The 17133-nt window shown below is 66.2% G+C and carries 13 protein-coding genes; 5 read left to right on the top strand and 8 right to left on the bottom strand.

The features are described 5' to 3' along the window. Positions 1-289: 289 nt before the first annotated feature. From thrC to yihA, 5 genes are all read left to right on the top strand, one after another. A complete protein-coding gene (gene thrC / locus I6E04_RS05600; protein WP_235422213.1) occupies positions 290-1798 on the top strand; it encodes a threonine synthase in 1509 nt (502 codons plus the stop codon). 286 nt (positions 1799-2084) lie between these two features. Then, complete coding sequence (thrB, locus tag I6E04_RS05595; RefSeq protein ID WP_235422212.1) at positions 2085-2966, top strand: homoserine kinase; 882 nt, start codon at positions 2085-2087, stop codon at positions 2964-2966. A gap of 304 nt (positions 2967-3270) precedes the next feature. Beyond that, a complete protein-coding gene (locus tag I6E04_RS05590; protein ID WP_235422211.1) occupies positions 3271-3939 on the top strand; it encodes a DUF1648 domain-containing protein in 669 nt (222 codons plus the stop codon). A 52-nt stretch (positions 3940-3991) separates the two neighbouring features. Then, on the top strand, positions 3992-4732 hold the full coding sequence (gene mtnN, locus I6E04_RS05585; RefSeq protein ID WP_235422210.1) for a 5'-methylthioadenosine/S-adenosylhomocysteine nucleosidase: 741 nt from the start codon (positions 3992-3994) through the stop codon (positions 4730-4732). Positions 4733-4783: 51 nt separating this feature from the next. Next, positions 4784-5407, top strand: coding sequence for a ribosome biogenesis GTP-binding protein YihA/YsxC (gene yihA / locus I6E04_RS05580; RefSeq protein WP_235422209.1), 624 nt, complete (start codon positions 4784-4786; stop codon positions 5405-5407). Positions 5408-5677: 270 nt separating this feature from the next. On the opposite strand, the gene I6E04_RS05575 is transcribed toward yihA, so the two are convergent. From I6E04_RS05575 to I6E04_RS05540, 8 genes are all read right to left on the bottom strand, one after another. Beyond that, the gene (locus I6E04_RS05575; protein WP_419179992.1) at positions 5678-7642 is read right to left on the bottom strand and encodes an ABC transporter ATP-binding protein; all 1965 of its coding nucleotides are present in this window, start codon (positions 7640-7642) and stop codon (positions 5678-5680) included. Beyond that, the gene (locus I6E04_RS05570) at positions 7635-9455 is read right to left on the bottom strand and encodes an ABC transporter ATP-binding protein (protein WP_235422207.1); all 1821 of its coding nucleotides are present in this window, start codon (positions 9453-9455) and stop codon (positions 7635-7637) included. The genes I6E04_RS05575 and I6E04_RS05570 overlap by 8 nt, the downstream gene beginning before the upstream one ends. Next, positions 9448-9954: a MarR family winged helix-turn-helix transcriptional regulator gene (locus I6E04_RS05565; RefSeq protein ID WP_235422206.1), complete on the bottom strand. Its 507-nt coding sequence runs from the start codon at positions 9952-9954 to the stop codon at positions 9448-9450. The genes I6E04_RS05570 and I6E04_RS05565 overlap by 8 nt, the downstream gene beginning before the upstream one ends. 204 nt (positions 9955-10158) lie before the next feature. Further along, positions 10159-11058, bottom strand: a complete 900-nt coding sequence (locus I6E04_RS05560) for a PepSY domain-containing protein (protein ID WP_235422205.1) — start codon at positions 11056-11058, stop codon at positions 10159-10161. Between the two features lie 177 nt (positions 11059-11235). Then, the gene (locus tag I6E04_RS05555; protein WP_235422204.1) at positions 11236-12126 is read right to left on the bottom strand and encodes an anti-sigma-I factor RsgI family protein; all 891 of its coding nucleotides are present in this window, start codon (positions 12124-12126) and stop codon (positions 11236-11238) included. Continuing rightward, entirely contained in the window at positions 12123-12866 is a 744-nt protein-coding gene (locus I6E04_RS05550; protein WP_235422203.1) for a sigma factor, read from the bottom strand. Before I6E04_RS05550 ends, I6E04_RS05555 begins: the two co-directional genes overlap by 4 nt. Before the next feature lie 305 nt (positions 12867-13171). Then, positions 13172-15397 (bottom strand): NAD-dependent DNA ligase LigA, encoded by a 2226-nt coding sequence (gene ligA / locus I6E04_RS05545; RefSeq protein WP_419179991.1) that lies wholly within the window; start codon positions 15395-15397, stop codon positions 13172-13174. A gap of 205 nt (positions 15398-15602) precedes the next feature. Next, the gene (locus I6E04_RS05540) at positions 15603-17099 is read right to left on the bottom strand and encodes a S1C family serine protease (protein WP_235422202.1); all 1497 of its coding nucleotides are present in this window, start codon (positions 17097-17099) and stop codon (positions 15603-15605) included. Between the last annotated feature and the right edge of the window lie 34 nt (positions 17100-17133).

Here is a 17133-nt window from a genome sequence, read left to right as displayed (position 1 = left end):
GTCGTTGTACCTTCCCCCGCCCGCCGACCGCGCCCTCGTCGCGCGCGGCTCGGGCGCGCGACTTCGGGAACAGACAGCAGGATTCACTTTAGTAGGTGCAAGTGTACTAGGCTTTTCGGCCGCGCGGCAAAATCGGGGCGATCGGGGGCCCGTTTGTTTCCAAACGGAAAACGTCCCGTGTGGCGAAGCTGGTATCGGGTGCATAAAACAGCATGCGGACAGCACGATCCGATACGCCTCTGCTACCATATCCCCACGACACACTTTCGTTCGGTAAAGGGGGAACCCGATGGGCCTGTATCACAGCACGCGTTCTCGGGATATAACGTGCACCGCCAAACAGGCGATTCGCCGCGGTATCGCCGACGACGGCGGTCTATTCGTATCGGATGCGCTGGGCGACGTCACCATCGACATCGAGACGCTCGCCGACAAGGGCTACCACGAGCTCGCCCGCGAGGTGCTCGCGGCCCTGTTGCCCGACTACACCGCCGACGAGATCGCCGCCTGCGTCGCGGAGGCCTACACGGGTACGTTCGCGAGTACGGAGGTCACCCCGCTCGTCCCCCTCGCGAAGGCGCCCGGTGCCGACGGCGCGCCCACCTTCGTGCTCGAGCTGTTCGGCGGTCCCACGAGCGCGTTCAAGGACGTCGCCCTGCAGATGCTGCCGCGCCTCATGGCCCGCACGGGTGACGCCGGCACCACCGACGAACGCATCATGATCGTCACGGCGACCTCCGGCGACACGGGCAAGGCGGCGCTGGCCGGCTTTGCCGACGCGCCCGGCTGCGGCATCACCGTGTTCTATCCCGAGGGCAAGGTCAGTCGCGTGCAGAATCTGCAGATGTCCACGCAGGAGGGCGCCAACGTCGCCGTCTGCGGCGTCCGCGGCAACTTCGACGACGCGCAAAGCGCGGTCAAGCGGATCTTCGCCGACCGCGAGCTCGCGGCGCGTCTGGCCGAGCACGGCGTCATGCTCTCGAGCGCCAACTCCATCAACGTGGGGCGCCTCGTGCCCCAGGTCGTCTACTACTTCGCCGCGTATGCGCAGCTGTTGCGCGCCGGCGCGATCCAGGCCGGCGACGCCGTGGAGTTCTGCGTGCCCACCGGCAACTTCGGCGACATCCTGGCCGGCTACTACGCCCGCCGCATGGGCCTGCCCGTCAGCCGCCTCGTCGTGGCGAGCGACAAGAACAACGTCCTGTTCGACTTCCTGACGACCGGCACCTACGACCGTGACCGGCCGTTCTACACCACCACGTCACCCTCCATGGACATCCTCATCTCGTCCAACCTCGAGCGCCTGCTGTACTACGCCGCCGACGGCGACTGCGAGCTGGTGGCCGACCTCATGGCGCGCCTGGCGAACGAGGGCGCCTACGCCGTGCCCGACGACATGCTCGCGCGCATCCGCGAGGTCTTCGGCTGCGGTTGGGCCGACGAGGACGAGGTGGCGGCTGCCATCCGCCGCTGCTGGGACGACAACGCCTACGTGATCGACCCGCACACCGCCTGCGGCTACCATGTGCTCGAGCAGCTGCCCGCCGCCCCCGGCACCGCCGCGCGCGTGCTGCTGTCCACGGCGAGCCCCTACAAGTTCCCGCGTGCCGTCGCCGGCGCGCTCGGCCTGTTCTGCCCGCCGGACGACTTCGCCTGCATGGACGTGCTCGCCAAGGCCACGGGCACCACACCCCCGGCCCAGCTCGCCGAACTGCAGGAAAAGCCCGTCCTGCACACCGACGTGGTGGACATCGACGCCATGTCCGCCTACGTGGAGAACGCCGCGTCTCGTCTGTAGACCCCGTCGGGGACGGCCCCGCCGTCCCCGACCCCTTTTACTGGGCGTTTTCGGCCCTAGCCGAAAACGCGCCATCTTCCCTCCCCGCCCCGTGGTCCCAGAGACGAACACCCTCAGGTTCGCGCTGGTGGCCTGATGAGGCCGACGGATCCCACAGGCTACCGCATGCCTCCGTCCGCCGCGAGTTCCGCACGCAAAGGAGAGCCCAGTGGGCTCTCCGTCTTGCGCAGGACTGTCCGAGCGCCGGACGGAGGCATGCGGTAGCCGCCCGAGAGGAGAATCCCCCATGATCAAGATCACCGTCCCCGCCACCAGCGCCAACCTGGGCATCGGCTATGACACGCTCGGCATGGCGGTGAGCCTCTACTCGCATTTCACCTTCGAGCGCGCCGAGGCGCTCACCATCACCGGCTGCCCCGAGGAGTTCCGCAACGAGGACAACCTCGTCTACGTCTCGTTCGTCGACGCCCTGCGCGAGTGGGGTGAGGAGCCCTTCCCCGTCGCCATCGACATCGCCACCGAGGTGCCGGTCGCGCGCGGCCTGGGTTCGAGTTCCACCTGCGTGGTCGCCGGCATCATGGCGGCAGCCGCGCTCACGGGCCACATGGTCGACCGCGCCGAGCTCGTCCGCATCGCCACCGCGGTCGAGGGACATCCCGACAACGTCGCGCCCGCGATCCTCGGCGGCGCCGTGTGTTCGTTCACGCCCGAAGGTGACCTGCCGCGCTGTCTGCGCTACGAGGTCTCCGACCGGTTGCGCTTCATCACGATCATCCCGCCCTACGAGGTCCACACGAGCGAGGCGCGCAAGGTGGTGCCGCAGGAGGTGCCACTGTCTTCGGCCGTGTGGCAGATGGGCCGCATCGCCGGCATGACGCGGGGACTTGAGACCGGCGACGCCGACCTCATCGCGGCCTCCAACGACGACCGCCTGCAGGAGCCCTACCGTCGCCCGCTCATCCCGGACTACGACGACATCCGTCGCGTGTGCCTCGAGGGCGGCGCCAAGACGCTGTGGATCTCGGGCTCGGGCTCCACGCTCATGGCCGTGACCGACGACACCATCGTGGCCAAGTTTTTGCAGGTGCGCCTGCAGGAGAGCTTCCCCGCCTGCGAGACGCACATCCTCACCTGCGACACGGAGGGCGCCCAGATCGAGTACCTGTAACGCGGGTCGACCAGACCGGCCGCGAAGCGAAGAGCCCCTCCCAGACGTCCTCGCCCTTTGGGCTGCGGAATGTCTGGGAGGGGCTCTCGGTCTTGCCGCATGCGGTGCCTGCGCTTGCAGGAGATCGCTCTGGAGGTCGCCGGGATGAAGGGTTGTGCGCGTGGCCGACCCTGTCGAAAGGGTGACGGATGCCCTGATGTCCCGATTTTCTCCTGGCCCTTTTTGGGACACGGGACGTGCAGGCGGATGTTGCCGTCGAACGGTATCATGGAAAGCAATGGACAATCGCCGACGAGGAGCCGATATGACCGCTTCCGATACCGACAAGCCGTTTCCCCTCCCGCTCACGGTGCTCTGCATCGCCCTCATGCTCGCCCCCGCCATCGCGCTTGCGGCAACGTGGGGTTCGCTGCCCGACACCGTCCCCGCGCACTGGGGTGCCGAGGGCATCGACCGTTGGGGATCCAAATTCGAGATGATCGTCGTACCCGCGCTCGGCGTGCTGCTCGGTGCCGTGCTGCTGTTCGGCGCGCGTCGCGCCGGCGACGCACGCGTCCCCTTCCTCGGAGGCTCGATCGGCGAGCGTACCGTCATGACCGCCGCGTGCATCCTCCAATCGCTCGTCGTCCTCGGCGGCACGATCGGCTGGATCATGGGCGCACAGGGCGCCGGGGCTCCGGTCGAATCACTGACCGGCTCGCTCAACCTCCAGGTGCTCGGCGTACCGGCGATCTTTTTGGTCGCCGGCGTCCTGCTCGCGATCCGCACCATCAACGCGCCGGAGGATGAGCCCGTGCTCGGCGAGCAGTACCACGCCCAGCGCATCGCCGGTGCGATCATGGTCGTTGCCGGCGTCATCATGGGCGTGCTGTCCGCGCTCGTCGTGAGCGCCCAGATGGTGCAGGTCGTCCAGGCCGCCATCGCCGCGGTCGCCTGCGCCATCCTGTTCGTTTTGCTCAAGCGCTGGCTGTAGGTCGGGCGCCTGCTAGAATAGGCGGGCGAACCACGATTCGACAGGAGAGCGTATGGCACGGACCATCGGCATCATCGGCGCGCTCGAAAAAGAGGTGCGCCGGATCTACAGCGTGTTGGAGCACGGATCCAGGACTGCGGAGGCGGGGCTCGACATCGCATGCGGCGAGCTCGAAGGCATCCGCATCGTCGCCACCACCGCAGGGATGGGCACGGTCAACGCCGCTGCCGCCACGCAGCACCTCATCTCGGCCTACGGCGCCGACACGGTCGTGTTCTCCGGCATCGCCGGCGGGCTCAACCCCGCGCTGCACATCGCCGACGTCGTGATCGGCGAGCGTTTGCGCTACATCGACACCGATACCGCCCTCATCGCCGAATCGGCGCCCGAGCTCGAGGAATTCGCGTCGACCCCGCGCCTCGTCGCGATCGCCGAGGACGTCCTGCGCGCCCACGGTTACCGCAGCGCCGCCGGCGACGAGGCGTGCGACGCCGACCAACTGCGCTACCTGCGCGGCACGATCGCCACCGGTGACCGCTTCATCACCGGCGACGCCCTGCGCCAGGCGGTCATCGACGCCACGCAGGCCGACTGCGCCGAGATGGAGGGCGCGGCCGTGGCGCACATCGCCGCCAAGAACGGCATCGACTGCCTCGTGCTCCGCGCGATCTCGGACAACTGCGACGAGGCCTACGACGCCTTTTGCGAGCGCGAGTTCGACCTCGACGAGTACGCCCGCAGCGCCAGCGAGCTCACGCTCGACATCGTGCGCCGCATCGCCGCGGGCGCGTAATGTCCCAAAACACTCCTGGCCCCTTTTGGGACATCGGATAAGGAGGCAGCTATGGCAGACGCCATTAACTACCGTAAAGCCAAGTTCATCGCCAGCTACGGCAAGACGTCGCAGATCCCCGAGTCGACCTGCCCGGAGGTGTGCTTCGTGGGCCGTTCGAACGTCGGCAAGTCATCGATCATGAACAAGCTGTTCGACCGCAAGAACCTCGTCAAGGTGTCGAGCACGCCGGGCAAGACGAGCAACGTGAACTTCTTCGAGGCCGACGGCGTGCACTTCGTGGACCTGCCGGGCTACGGCTTCGCGCAGCGCAGCAAATCCGAGCGCGAGCGCTGGGCCGACCTCATCTTCGACTTCCTCGACATGGAGCGCAGTTTCAACCTGATCGTCGCCCTGGTGGACATCCGCCACGACCCGAGCAAGCTCGACCACCAGATGATCGAGTTTTTGCAGGAGGGCGGCTACCCGTTCGTGGTGGCGCTCACCAAGGCCGACAAGCTCTCGCGCAACCAACAGGGCCGACAGCTCGCCACCATCCGCAAGCAGCTCGACGTGCCGGCCGAGGACATCATCATGACCTCGTCGCAGACGGGTCTGGGCATCGACGAGCTCAAGCGCCGCATCGAGATCGCCTGCCTGGAAGTCGAGGACGAGGACGAAACCGCCGAGGCGTAACGCCCGGCCGCAAATGCACCACAGGCAAGCGGGTCACGTTCGGTCGATCGCCGAACGTGACCCGCTTTCATATTCCCGACAAGTTTGCGACAAGTTTGTACCCGGCACCATCTTGTCGCAACAAGTTTGTACCTGGCACCTTCTTGTCGCAGCAACGGAGACGGCCGGCTGAGGTGCGCCAGATCGCCCTGAAAGAGGAGGGCGCACGCCTAGCGTGCGGCGCCCGACGATTGAAGGGCGAGGTGGCGTGCCTCAGTCCGGCCGTAAGGATCAGTCGAGCTCTTTCAATCCCTGATACAGCTGCCAATACTCGCCACGCTGCGCGAGCAGCTGCTCGTGGGTGCCGCGCTCCACGATCTGACCGTGCTCGAGCACGATGATCGCATCGCAGTTGCGAACCGTCGACAGGCGATGGGCGATCATGAACGTCGTGCGACCCTCCATGATGCGGTCCATGCCGCGCTCGATGAGCTTCTCGGTACGCGTGTCGATCGACGAGGTCGCCTCGTCCAGGATGAGCACCGGCGGATCGGCCACCGCGACGCGCGCGATGGCGAGCAGCTGCCGCTGGCCTTGGGAGAGATTCGCGCCGTCGGAGGTCACTATGGTGTCGTAGCCCTGCGGCAGGCGGCGGATGAACGAGTCGGCGCACGCCGCCTCGGCGGCCGCCCGCACCTCCTCATCGGTCGCGTCGAGCTTGCCGAAGCGGATGTTCTCGGCGATCGTCCCGGTGAACAGGTGCGTGTCCTGCAGCACGATGCCGAGCGAACGGCGCAGGTCGGCCTTGGAGATGCTCTTGACGTTGATGCCGTCGTAGGTGATCTCGCCGGCGTCCACATCGTAGAAGCGGTTGATGAGGTTCGTGATGGTGGTCTTGCCGGCGCCCGTCGACCCGACGAAGGCGATCTTCTGCCCCGGCTTGGCGAATAGGTTGAGCTTCTTGAGCACCAGGCGACCCGGCACGTAGCCGAAGTCGACATCGTGGAAGCGCACGTCGCCGCGCAGCGGCAGCATGCCCGTCGCGAGCACCGTGCCGTCCACGCCGAGCGCCGTCGTCTGCGCCACGGCGCCGGACTCCTCCGCGGCAAGCCCGCCGTCCGCATCGCCGGCCCCATCGACAGCCTGCTGCGCGCCGTCGGCCACGCGGACGAGCGCACCGTAGGCGCCCACACCCATGCCCTCGGGCAGCTTCCAGGCCCACGAGTCGCGCCCGGTCTGCACGAGCTTGACGGTGCCCTCGTCCACCTCGGGCTCCATCTCCATGGCGGCGAACAGGCGCTCCGCGCCGGCCATGGCGTTGAGCAGGAAGTTGCCGAGCTGCGTGAACTGGTTGATGGGCTGCGTCGCCTGACGTACGAACACGAGGTAGCTCGCCAGCGCGCCCACATCGGCCATCCCGTTCACGGCGAGCAGCGCACCCACGACGGCCACGATCGTGTAGTTGACGTACCCGATGCACACGGTGGTCGGCACCATCGTGAAGGCGTAGGCCTGGGCGGAGGCGCCGGCCTGGCGCAGCTCCTCGTTGCGGTCGGTGAACTCGCGGACGTTGGCCGCCTCGTGGTTGAAGACCTTCACGACCTTCTGGCCGGCGACCATCTCCTCGATATAGCCGTCGAGCGCACCGAGCGCGTTTTGCTGCCGCGAGAAGAACATCTTGCTGCGACCGCCCGAGAAGCGCACGTACAGCGCGATGACGAGGTTGCATGCCACCGTGATGAGCGTGAGCTGCCAGTTGAGCACGAACAGCACGATAAGCGTGCCGACCATCTGGATAAAGGCCTGGATGACGTTGGCGAAGCTGTTGTTGAGCGCCTCGGCGACGGTGTCGACATCGTTGGTGAAGTAGCTCATGACGTCGCCGGTACGGGTGCGGTCGAAAAACGACAGCGGCAGCTTCTGGATATGCGCGAACAGGTCGCGTCGGATGTCGAACACGACCTTCTGCGCGGCGCGCACCATCGTCTGCGTGTAGCCGAACGACGCGAACACGCCGATGACGTACACGACGACCGTGAACGCGATGAGCTTCGGCAGGTCGTCCCCGCGCCCCTCGGACAGGGCGTTGACCACCGGGCGCACCATGTAGGTGCCGCACAGGTTGGCGAGCGCCGCGATGGACACGAGCACGGCCACCGCGAGCAGCGAGAGCCTCGCATGCCCCATGTAGGACAGCAGGCGGCGGATCGTATGGCCCAGGTTTTGCGGCCGGGCCTGAGCGGTCGTTCTAGCCACGCTGCTCACCCCCTTCCCCGAGCACGGCATCCGTCGCGGTGCCCTCGGTCGCCGCGGTCGCCAGCGCGCCCGCAGCGGCGGCCTCCTGCGCGTGCTCCATCTGCGACGCATAGATCTCCTGATAGATGCTGTCGGTCGCGAGCAGCTCGTCATGCGTGCCGTGCGCGTGGATACGCCCGTCGTCGAGCACGAAGATCTCATCGGCATCCATGACCGACGTGATGCGCTGGCCGATGATGATCACCGTCGCGTCCGGGATGCTCGCCAGGTTAGCGCGGATCTTGGCCTCGGTCGCCATGTCGACCGCGCTCGTGGAGTCGTCGAAGATCAGGATGCGCGGACGCTTGAGCAGCGTGCGCGCGATGCACAGGCGCTGCTTCTGACCGCCGGATACGCCGGCGCCGCCTTGGCCCAAGTCTCCATCGAGGCCGCCGATGCGGTCCAAAAACTCGTCGGCGCACGCCATCTCGCAGGCGCGCAGCAGCTCCTCGTCGGTGGCGTCCGGGGCACCCCACTGCAGGTTCTCGCGGACGGTACCCGTGAACAGCACGTTGTTCTGCAGCACGACGCCCACCGCCTCGCGCAGCTCGGCGAGGTCGTAGGAGCGCACGTCATGGCCGCCCACGCGGACCGTCCCGGCGGTCGCGTCGTACAGGCGGGCGATTAGCTGCACGAGCGAGCTTTTGCCCGAACCGGTCGAGCCGAGCACGCCCACGGTCGCGCCGGACGGGATGGACAGGCTCACGTCCTCGAGCACGTCCTCCTCGGCGTCGGCGCTGTACTTGAAGCTCACGTGGTCGAACTCCACCGACCCGTCCGGAACCTCGGTGAGCGCCGTCGCGGTGTCGGGACTTGCGATCAGCGGATGCTCGTCGAGCACCTCGCCCACGCGCCGCACGCTCGTAAGCGCGCGCGTGAGCAGCAAAAACACGTTCGAGATCATCATGAGCGAGTTCATGATCTGCAGCACGTAGCTCATGAAGCCGGTGAGGATGCCCACGCCCATGGCGCCGGTCATGACCATGTGGCCGCCCACGGCGAGCACGAGCACGGTGGTGGTGTACATGACGATGTTGAACGCAGGCAGGTTGAGTACCGCGGTCGAGAACGTCTTGGTCGAGATCCTGGCCAGCGCGTCGTTGACGCCGTGGAAGACATCGCGCTCGTAGTCCTCGCGCACGTAGGCCTTGACGGCGCGCACGGCGGTCACGTCCTCCTGGACCACGCGGTTCAGATGGTCCATGGACGTCTGCAGGTCGCGATAGAGCGGTGCGACGCGCCACGTGATGAGGCCGAGGAAGATCGCGAGCACCGGCATCGTGCAGAAGAAGACCACGGCGAGCTCGGCGTTCATGACGTACGCGTAGATGAAGCCCATGACGAGCAGCACCGGACCGCGCACCATGGGGCGAAAGCCGCTCGACACCGCGTTTTGGATCACGGTGATGTCGGTCGTCATGCGGGTGACGAGGCTCGAGGTCTGATAGCGGTCGAGGTTGCCGAAGGCGAAGTCCTGGATCCGCTCGTATTCGGCTTGGCGCAACTGGGCGCCGATACCCGTGGCGAGCCGCGATGCGAAGCGCGCGTATCCCAAGCCGAGGGCGAGCGACAACAGCGCAAGGGCGAGCATGATCGCGCCCTGCTCGAAGATGTAGCGGGTGTCCCCGCTGGCGACGCCCTCATCGATGATGTTGGCCATAAGCAGCGGGATGAGCAGCTCGAGCGAGGTCTCGAGCGCCACGAAGATGATGCCGAGCACCGCGTCGCGGCGATAGGGCCCCACGTAATGCAACAGGCGGCGGATCTCATTCATGGGCGGCCTCCGTCTCGAGCGTGACTGTATCTTCTTCATCGACGACGTTTTTGCCCAAATGGGCGCGCATGTTGGCGCAGATGCGGTCGAGCATGTCGGTCACCGCGGCGCGCTCTTCGTCGGAAAAGCCCTCCAGCATCACCTCGTCCACATCGGCGCACCACCGATCCCATGTGGACAGGGTCGCGCAGCCGAACTCGGTCAACTCGACGACGCGGCAGCGCCGGTCCCGGCCGGGGACGATGCGCACGAACCCATCGCGTACGAGACCGTCGAGCATGCGCGAGACGGCGGCGGCGTCGATGCCGAAGTGACGGGCGATGTCGCGCTGGGTACTCGCACCGTAGACGGCGAGATAGGACAGGACACGCGGGCGGCCGGGGCCCAAGCCGAGCTCCACGACCTTGTCGTGGTTGCACGCGCGCATGAGATGGAACATCGTACTCACCTGCATGTGCAGATCGGTGAGCGAAAAGCCGAACGGCAGGGATGGCTCCATGGCAACTCCTTGACATATCAATGTTTGATACCGTCAAGTATGAATCGGCCACATCGAAAGTCAAGCGCCCCGCATGTAAAAATACCCCAGGGGTTTTGTTGCACGGCGGACGATTTGATCGTCCGCCGTGCAACAAAACCCCTGGGGTATTTTTACATGTGAAGGGGCCGTCGTAACGGCCCCTTCCACAGCGGCTATAGCAGTTTAGTCGTCGTAGCGATCGTCGTCATCGTCGTCGTCGCGGTCGTCGCGATCGTCATCGTCGTCGTCGCGGTCGTCGTAGTCGTCGCGGTCGTCATCGTCATCGTAACGATCATCGTCGTCGTAACGATCATCGTCATCGTAACGATCGTCGTCGCGGTCGTCATCGTCCCACACGTCACGGTCGTCCCAGTCGTCGTTGCGCTCGAAATCCGCCTCGAGCACTTTGCCGGTGCGCGCGTCGACCTCGTAGTCGTACTCGATACCGTCCGCCACGAACTCCAGCTCGTACACGCCATCGTCGAGCTCGTACTCGTGGTCGCGGAACGTCGCGGTCGCCGGGTCGATGCCGAGCTGGCCGAGCACGATCTCCTTAGCAGCCTCGATGCCGATCAGGCCATCATCATCGAGCCTATCGGTGCCGACCGCATAGGCACCCGAGCCAAGTCCGCACTCCCCTGCCGAAACCTTGACGCTCTCGGCGATGCGCTCCATGAAGTCATCGCTCGGATAGGCCGAGCCCTCGGCGACCTTCAGGACGATGTTCTTCTCGCGTCCGCCGACACCGCCGGCAAAGTACCCGTCGTCATCGATCTCGCGGACGAGCTCGCCCATGACCTCGTAAACCGGACGCCCCTGATAGCTGCCGTAATCTGCCAGGACGTTCTTTCCGTCTTCGTTGACCCCCTCGAGCTCGACGACGTCGCCCGCACCGTCGTACGCGATCTCGATCTCGGGGTTCACGCTCATCAGGACATAGCCCGCAACCTCCGCGGCGGACTCCGCGGGCGCCGTTACCGCAGCGGTCGTCTGACCGGTGGTGCCGCATCCGCCAAGGGCCGCTGCGAATGCCATGCTGATACCCAAACCTGCGACCAAAACCTTCCCGTTCATGCGCTTCATCGTGATCCTCCTTTGTTGCCCGGTTATTTTCGAACCGATTTACCTTGCAGTGTTAGGGTGCGGATGAACGAGACCGAAACCGGGGTCGCTCCATCTTTTTTCTGACGGATTTTTCGAACCGGTCGAATCGGCCCTCAAAAACCCAGTGAACGGCCTGCAGTCCCCACGCGAGTAAGATCAGTCGTCATCGTCGTCATCATCGTCGTCATCGCCATCATCATCGTCGTCATCATCGTCATCGCCATCATCATCGTCGTCATCATCGTCATCATAGTCGTCATCATCGTCGTCGGACGGGGGAAGAGGCGCCACTGTGGTCGGCTCCTCGGACGTCGACGGGGCTCGCGCCGACCCGTCATCGGCAACCGAGGCGAAAGGCGACGGGTCATCATCCTCGCCATATTCCGCGGACGCGCCCCCTTCCGTCTGCTCGCTGACGCGACGGTCATCTTCCTCCCGGGCCTCGCGCCGCGCCGCAGCCTGCGCAGCATCGTGCGCGGTGATGACGATCACGTCGCCACCCACGTATTTCTCAAGTCTGTCGACGATCCGTCCTTCGACGTCGGAAGTCCACGCATCATCGTCGGAGTCGACCTCGATCACGATCGTGTCGCCCGGATTGAGATAGCGCTGCTCGCGCGAACGATCCGCAAGCTCGCCCGTCACGGTCTCTATGTCCTTACCGTAGGCTCGGTAACCTTCGATGAGCTCGACGCCATCATCATTGATCCCCGTGATGCCCACCACGCGGTCGAAGCGATTGACGTCCATGATCACCTCGGGGTTGATCTGCATGCGGACGACGCCGATCGGCGTCTGCCAAACCGCGAGACCCCCTATCGCCAACGCGACGAAGCAAGCTGCCGCGGCAAGCCACCGGACGAGCCGGAACTGTCGACGACGGGCGGGCCCGGCGACATCGACCGGATCGGCCGGCGCGTCGAAGAGATACACCTCATCCAGGACATCGCCAACGGCATATCCCAGGTTGGGCACCTTGTGGAAGCACCCTTCCCGATCGAGCACGACGGCGTAGCTCGCCGCGCATTCCATCACCAGATACCTCATCGTGCACCGTCCTCTTGATATGCATCGAGCTTGCGGAGGTGACCACGGATGATCTCGAAACCGTTCGTGTACGCCAGCAACAGCGCCACCAGATATCGCCGATGGCGCTCGAGCGTCTTGCGCTCGACCCCGCTGCCTTCCGCTAGGGCGGCGATCGGCAGCTTACCGGTCTGCTCGAGCCGATCGAGCACCTCGCGATGCTCGCGGGCATACGTCAGGGCGCGCCGACACGCGGCGAGCGTCCGCCCCTGCTTGGGGCAGTTGTCGGCGACGTCCGTCAACTTGACGTCGAACGATGCGAGCAGACGGGTGAACTCCTCGATCTCGCTGCGGGTGGCTTCACGCGCATGACGTTCGCCGATCTCGTCGCGGCCGGTGTCCACCTGATCGAGCAGCGTCCCGCCGTCTTCGTCATCCTGCTCGAAGCGGGGCGCATCGAGTGACACCACCCGCGCGTGACGCGCCTCGCGACGTCGGTAGTCGATCAGCCGATTGCGGATCATGCGGGCCGCCAAGGGCAGAAACGCCCCGCGCTGCCGGTCGTACACCTGCGTCGCCTCATGGAACGCGAACATCGCGATGCCGAGCTCGTCGTCGACACCGGCAACAGGACGCCGCGCCATGAACTTGGCGGTCTCCGACGTTATGAACGGCAGGTAGTCGCGCACGAGCTCGTCGGCTTTACGCGCATCTCCCTTGACGGCGCACACTCGCGCGCCGAGGTCCTCACTCGATCCCATGGCCTTCCTCTCTGCCGACAGGATGCGCAAGAACATCCGGCAGTTTCGGGGTCGCAGATAAAAAAGGTGCAGACTTACAGGCTATAGGGGAACGCTCGGGCTATCTGTAAGCGCACGAGCAGGGTTATGTAAGGTGAACGTAATGTCTGAAAGAGCAGATGACGCACGTGGAATGAACTGCGCCCCCGCGTGAAGGCGCCTCGCATGTAAAATCACCCCAGGGGTTTTGTTGCACGGCGGACGATTTGATCGTCCGCCGTGCAACAAAACCCCTGGGGTGATTTTACATGCGAGGCACGCGTACGTTATTCCTCCACGCTGCCGGTGGTGAGGATGCGCTCGAGGTCGTCCTCATCCAGCACGGGCACGCCGAGAGCCTCGGCCTTGGTGAGCTTGGAGCCCGCCTTGGGACCGGCGACCACGTAGCTCGTCTTTTTAGACACCGACCCGGTCACCTTGGCACCGAGCGCCTTCAGGGCGGCGCCCGCCTCGTCGCGCGTGCGGTTGACGAGCGTGCCGGTAAGCACGAAGGTGAGCCCGGCGAGCGGCTGGGCCTCGACGAGGTCGGCCGCCACGCCCGTCTCGGCGGCTGCACGCCCGGCGGCCCCCGACAGGTCCTCCTCGAGCGTCAGGCCGGCGGTACGCAGACGATCGAGCACGGCGAGGTTCTCGGGCACCGACAGGAACTGCTTGACGCTCTGGGCGATCTTGGGCCCGATGCCGTCGATGGCGGCGATCTCCTCCTCACTCGCCAGCACGATCGCGTCGATGGTGAGGAAGTGCTGCGCGATGAGCTCGCCCACCGACTTGCCCACGTGCCGGATGCCGAGCGCGAACAGCACGCGCCCGAGCGGCTGGGACTTGGAGCGCGTCAGCTCGTCGACCACCTTGGTGGCGATGGTCGCACCCACGGGGATGGGGTCGCCCGCACGCACGCCGCGACGCTTGTCGTCCTTGAGGTAGGTACGGCCGGTGTCGAGCGCGGCGATATCGTCGACCGTCAGATTGTAGAAGTCGGCGACGTCGTGCAGCAGGCCCGCGTCGATCATCTTGTCCACGAGCTCCTCGCCCACGCCGTCGACGTCCATGCAGCCGCGGCTCACCCAATGCAGCAGGCGCTCCTTGAGCTGGGCGGGGCAGTCGATCGACACACAGCGGTAGGCCACCTCGCCGTCCTCGTGCACCACGGGCGCACCGCACGCCGGGCAGGTCGCGGGCATGTGCCACTCGACGGCACCCTCGGGCCGTTTGTCCAGCACCGGGCCCACGACCTCGGGGATCACGTCGCCCGCCTTGTGCACGACGATGGTGTCGCCCTCGCGCACATCCTTGCGGTGCACCTCGTCCTCGTTGTGCAGGGTCGCGCGCGCGATGGTGGAACCCGCCACCGTCACCGGGTCGAACTCTGCCACCGGCGTGAGCACGCCGGTGCGCCCCACCTGGATGCGGATCTCGCGCAGCACGGTGGTCTTCTCCTCGGGCGGGAACTTGAAGGCGATGGCCCAGCGCGGCGCGCGCGCCGTGAAACCCAGCTCATCTTGCTGGGAAAAGCTGTCGACCTTCACGACCACGCCGTCGATGTCGTAGTCGAGGTCGCCGCGATGCGCGAGGGCGTCGGCGCAAAACGCATGGACCTCGGCGGGCGAGGCGCAGCGGGCGACGTTGGGGTTCACCGAAAAGCCCGCGTCGCGCAGCCACGCGAGGAACTCGTGCTGGGAGTCGACGTGCAACGGCGTGGTATCGGCCACAGCGTACAGGAAGGTCGCCAGGTCGCGGCGGGCGGTGACCTTGGGGTCCTTTTGACGCAAGCTGCCGGCGGCGGCGTTGCGCGGGTTGGCGAAGGGGGCGCGACCCTCGGCGTCGGCCTCCTCGTTCAGGCGCATGAAGCTGCCCTTGGGCATGTAGACCTCGCCGCGCACCTCGATGGGCGTCTGCCGGTCGGCACCCATGTGCGCCAGGGCCGCCTCGGACAGGTGCATGGGCACGTCACGGATGGTGCGGACGTTGAGCGACACGTCCTCCCCCGTCGTGCCGTCACCGCGCGTCGCCGCGCGCACGAACGCGCCGCCCTGGTAGGTGAGCGCCACGCCCAGACCGTCGATCTTGAGCTCGCAGGTGTAGGTGGCGTTGCCCGCGCCGAGGGCGTCCTCGGTGCGCTGCAGCCACTCGTCGAGCTCCTCGAGGTTCATGGCGTCATCCATCGAGTACATGCGCGCCATGTGCGTGACAGGAGCGAACTGCTCGGACACGAAACCGCCCACGCGCTGCGTGTAGGAATCGGACGTCACGAGCTCGGGATAGGCGGCCTCGATCTGCTGCAACTCGACGAGCAGCTTGTCGAAGGCGGCGTCGGTGATCTCGGGCGCATCGAGCGCGTAGTAGCGATAGGCGTGATAGTCGAGCAGGTGGCGCAGCTCGGCGGCGCGCTCGGCCGCCTGTGTGCGGGCATCGGCCGTCTTATCGGCAGACGTACCACCTTCGACCTGCGGCATCTCAAGCGTACCGTCTCCAAACAGGCTCTGCTGCTCCATGGAAGTTCCTTTCGCCTCGTTCATCCGCTGTATAGGGTACCACGCCGACGAGACCCCGCCCCGCCCTGATAAAGGAGGCCCATCGCTTCGCCAGCTCCCCAGCCAAGGCTCACATGATGAAGGGCGGAACGGCCCATCGACCGCCCCGCCCTTCATACGAGATCGTTCATGCCACGTGCCGGCTGGACGCCGGCCGCACGGCGCCTTACCAGCCGCCGTAGCCGTAGCCGTCGTACCCGTAGCCCTGGCCCTGGCCGAGCAGTTCCTCGAGCAGCTCGCGCAGCTGCTCGTCGGAGAGCTCGTTGCCGGGCTGGTCGGTCGAGCTGTCCTGCTCCTCCTGCAGCGCCTCGTCGGAGCCGAGCGTGGCCTCCACGTCGAGCTGCTTGTCGCCGCGCACGACCGTGAGCACCACCTTGTCGCCCACCGCGTGCTCGCGCAGCGCGATGATCAGGCCGTCGGCCGAGGTGACCTCCTCGCCGCCGAGCGCGGTGATGATGTCGCCCGCCTCGATGCCGGCCTCGGCCGCCGGGCCACCCTCGGTGACCTCGTTGACGTATGCACCGGACTCGACCGACAGGTTGTTCTGACGGGCGTTCAGGGCGTTCACCGTGGTGAGCGAGATGCCCAGATACGGATGGACGGGGGTCTCGCCGGCGATGATCTGGTTGGCGATGTCGATGGCGTAGTTCACCGGGATGGCGAAGCCCACGCCCGAACTGGAGCCCGAGTAGCTCTCGATGATCGAGTTGATACCCACGAGCTCGCCGCTGGCGTTGACGAGCGCGCCGCCGGAGTTACCGGGGTTGATCGCCGCGTCCGTCTGGATCATGTTGGCGTAGATGGTCGTGCCGCTCGCGGACGCCATGGCCGTCGAGCGATACAGGGCGCTCACGATGCCGGTCGACACGGACTGCTCGTTGCCGAAGGGGCTGCCGATCGCCATGACCCACTCGCCGACGGACAGGTCGTCGGAGTCGCCGACCTCGATGGGGGTCAGCGCGTTGGGGTCGGCATCCTTGAGGCGGATGACCGCAAGGTCGCTCGACTCGTCGGAGCCCACGAGCTCGGCCTCGTAGCTCGAGCCGTCATCGAGCGTGACGACGATTCCCGTCGCGCCCTGGACCACGTGGTAGTTGGTGAGGATGTTGCCGTCTTTGTCCAGAATCACGCCGGAGCCGATGCTGCCCGAGGAGCCCTCAGAGGCACCCATCATGCCCGAGGTGTCTTGGATCTCGGTGGTGATGGAGACGACCGACGGCAGGGCCTTGGCCGACACCGCCTCGGCAAGCGTCGTGTCCTCGGCGTCGATCTCGATGGTCTGCGTGCCTGCGGACGGCGTGACGGCGGTCACGTTGCCGCCCCCGCGATCGATGTCGAGCGCGCCCGTCATCACGAGCGCGATCACCAGCACCGCGCCCACGGCAAGGCCGGCAAGCGAGCTCAAGAAGACCGGGAGCTTTTTGGTCTTGGTCTTGACGACCGTGCGGCTCATGGTCTCGACGGCCGGCGCCGGCGAGGCGGTATGGGACCCCGACGCGGCGTGCTGCGCACCGGCGCTCCCGGGCGCGGCGGACGCGCCGGGCATCTGCTGGGTCGGCATCGGCTGCTGAGGGGCCACCGGCGTGGGTTCGACCTGAACCCGCGGCTGGGCGCCGCTGCCGTCGCTTTGCCCCTCAGGGCGCTGGGGCGTGTTCTCGTTCATATCGTATCGTCCTTTCCAGAACCGTACACAGATC

Source organism: Collinsella tanakaei, assembly GCF_021531055.1.
GTDB classification, from domain to species: Bacteria; Actinomycetota; Coriobacteriia; order Coriobacteriales; family Coriobacteriaceae; genus Collinsella; species Collinsella tanakaei_B.
This window is presented reverse-complemented; position numbering and strand designations above follow the sequence as displayed.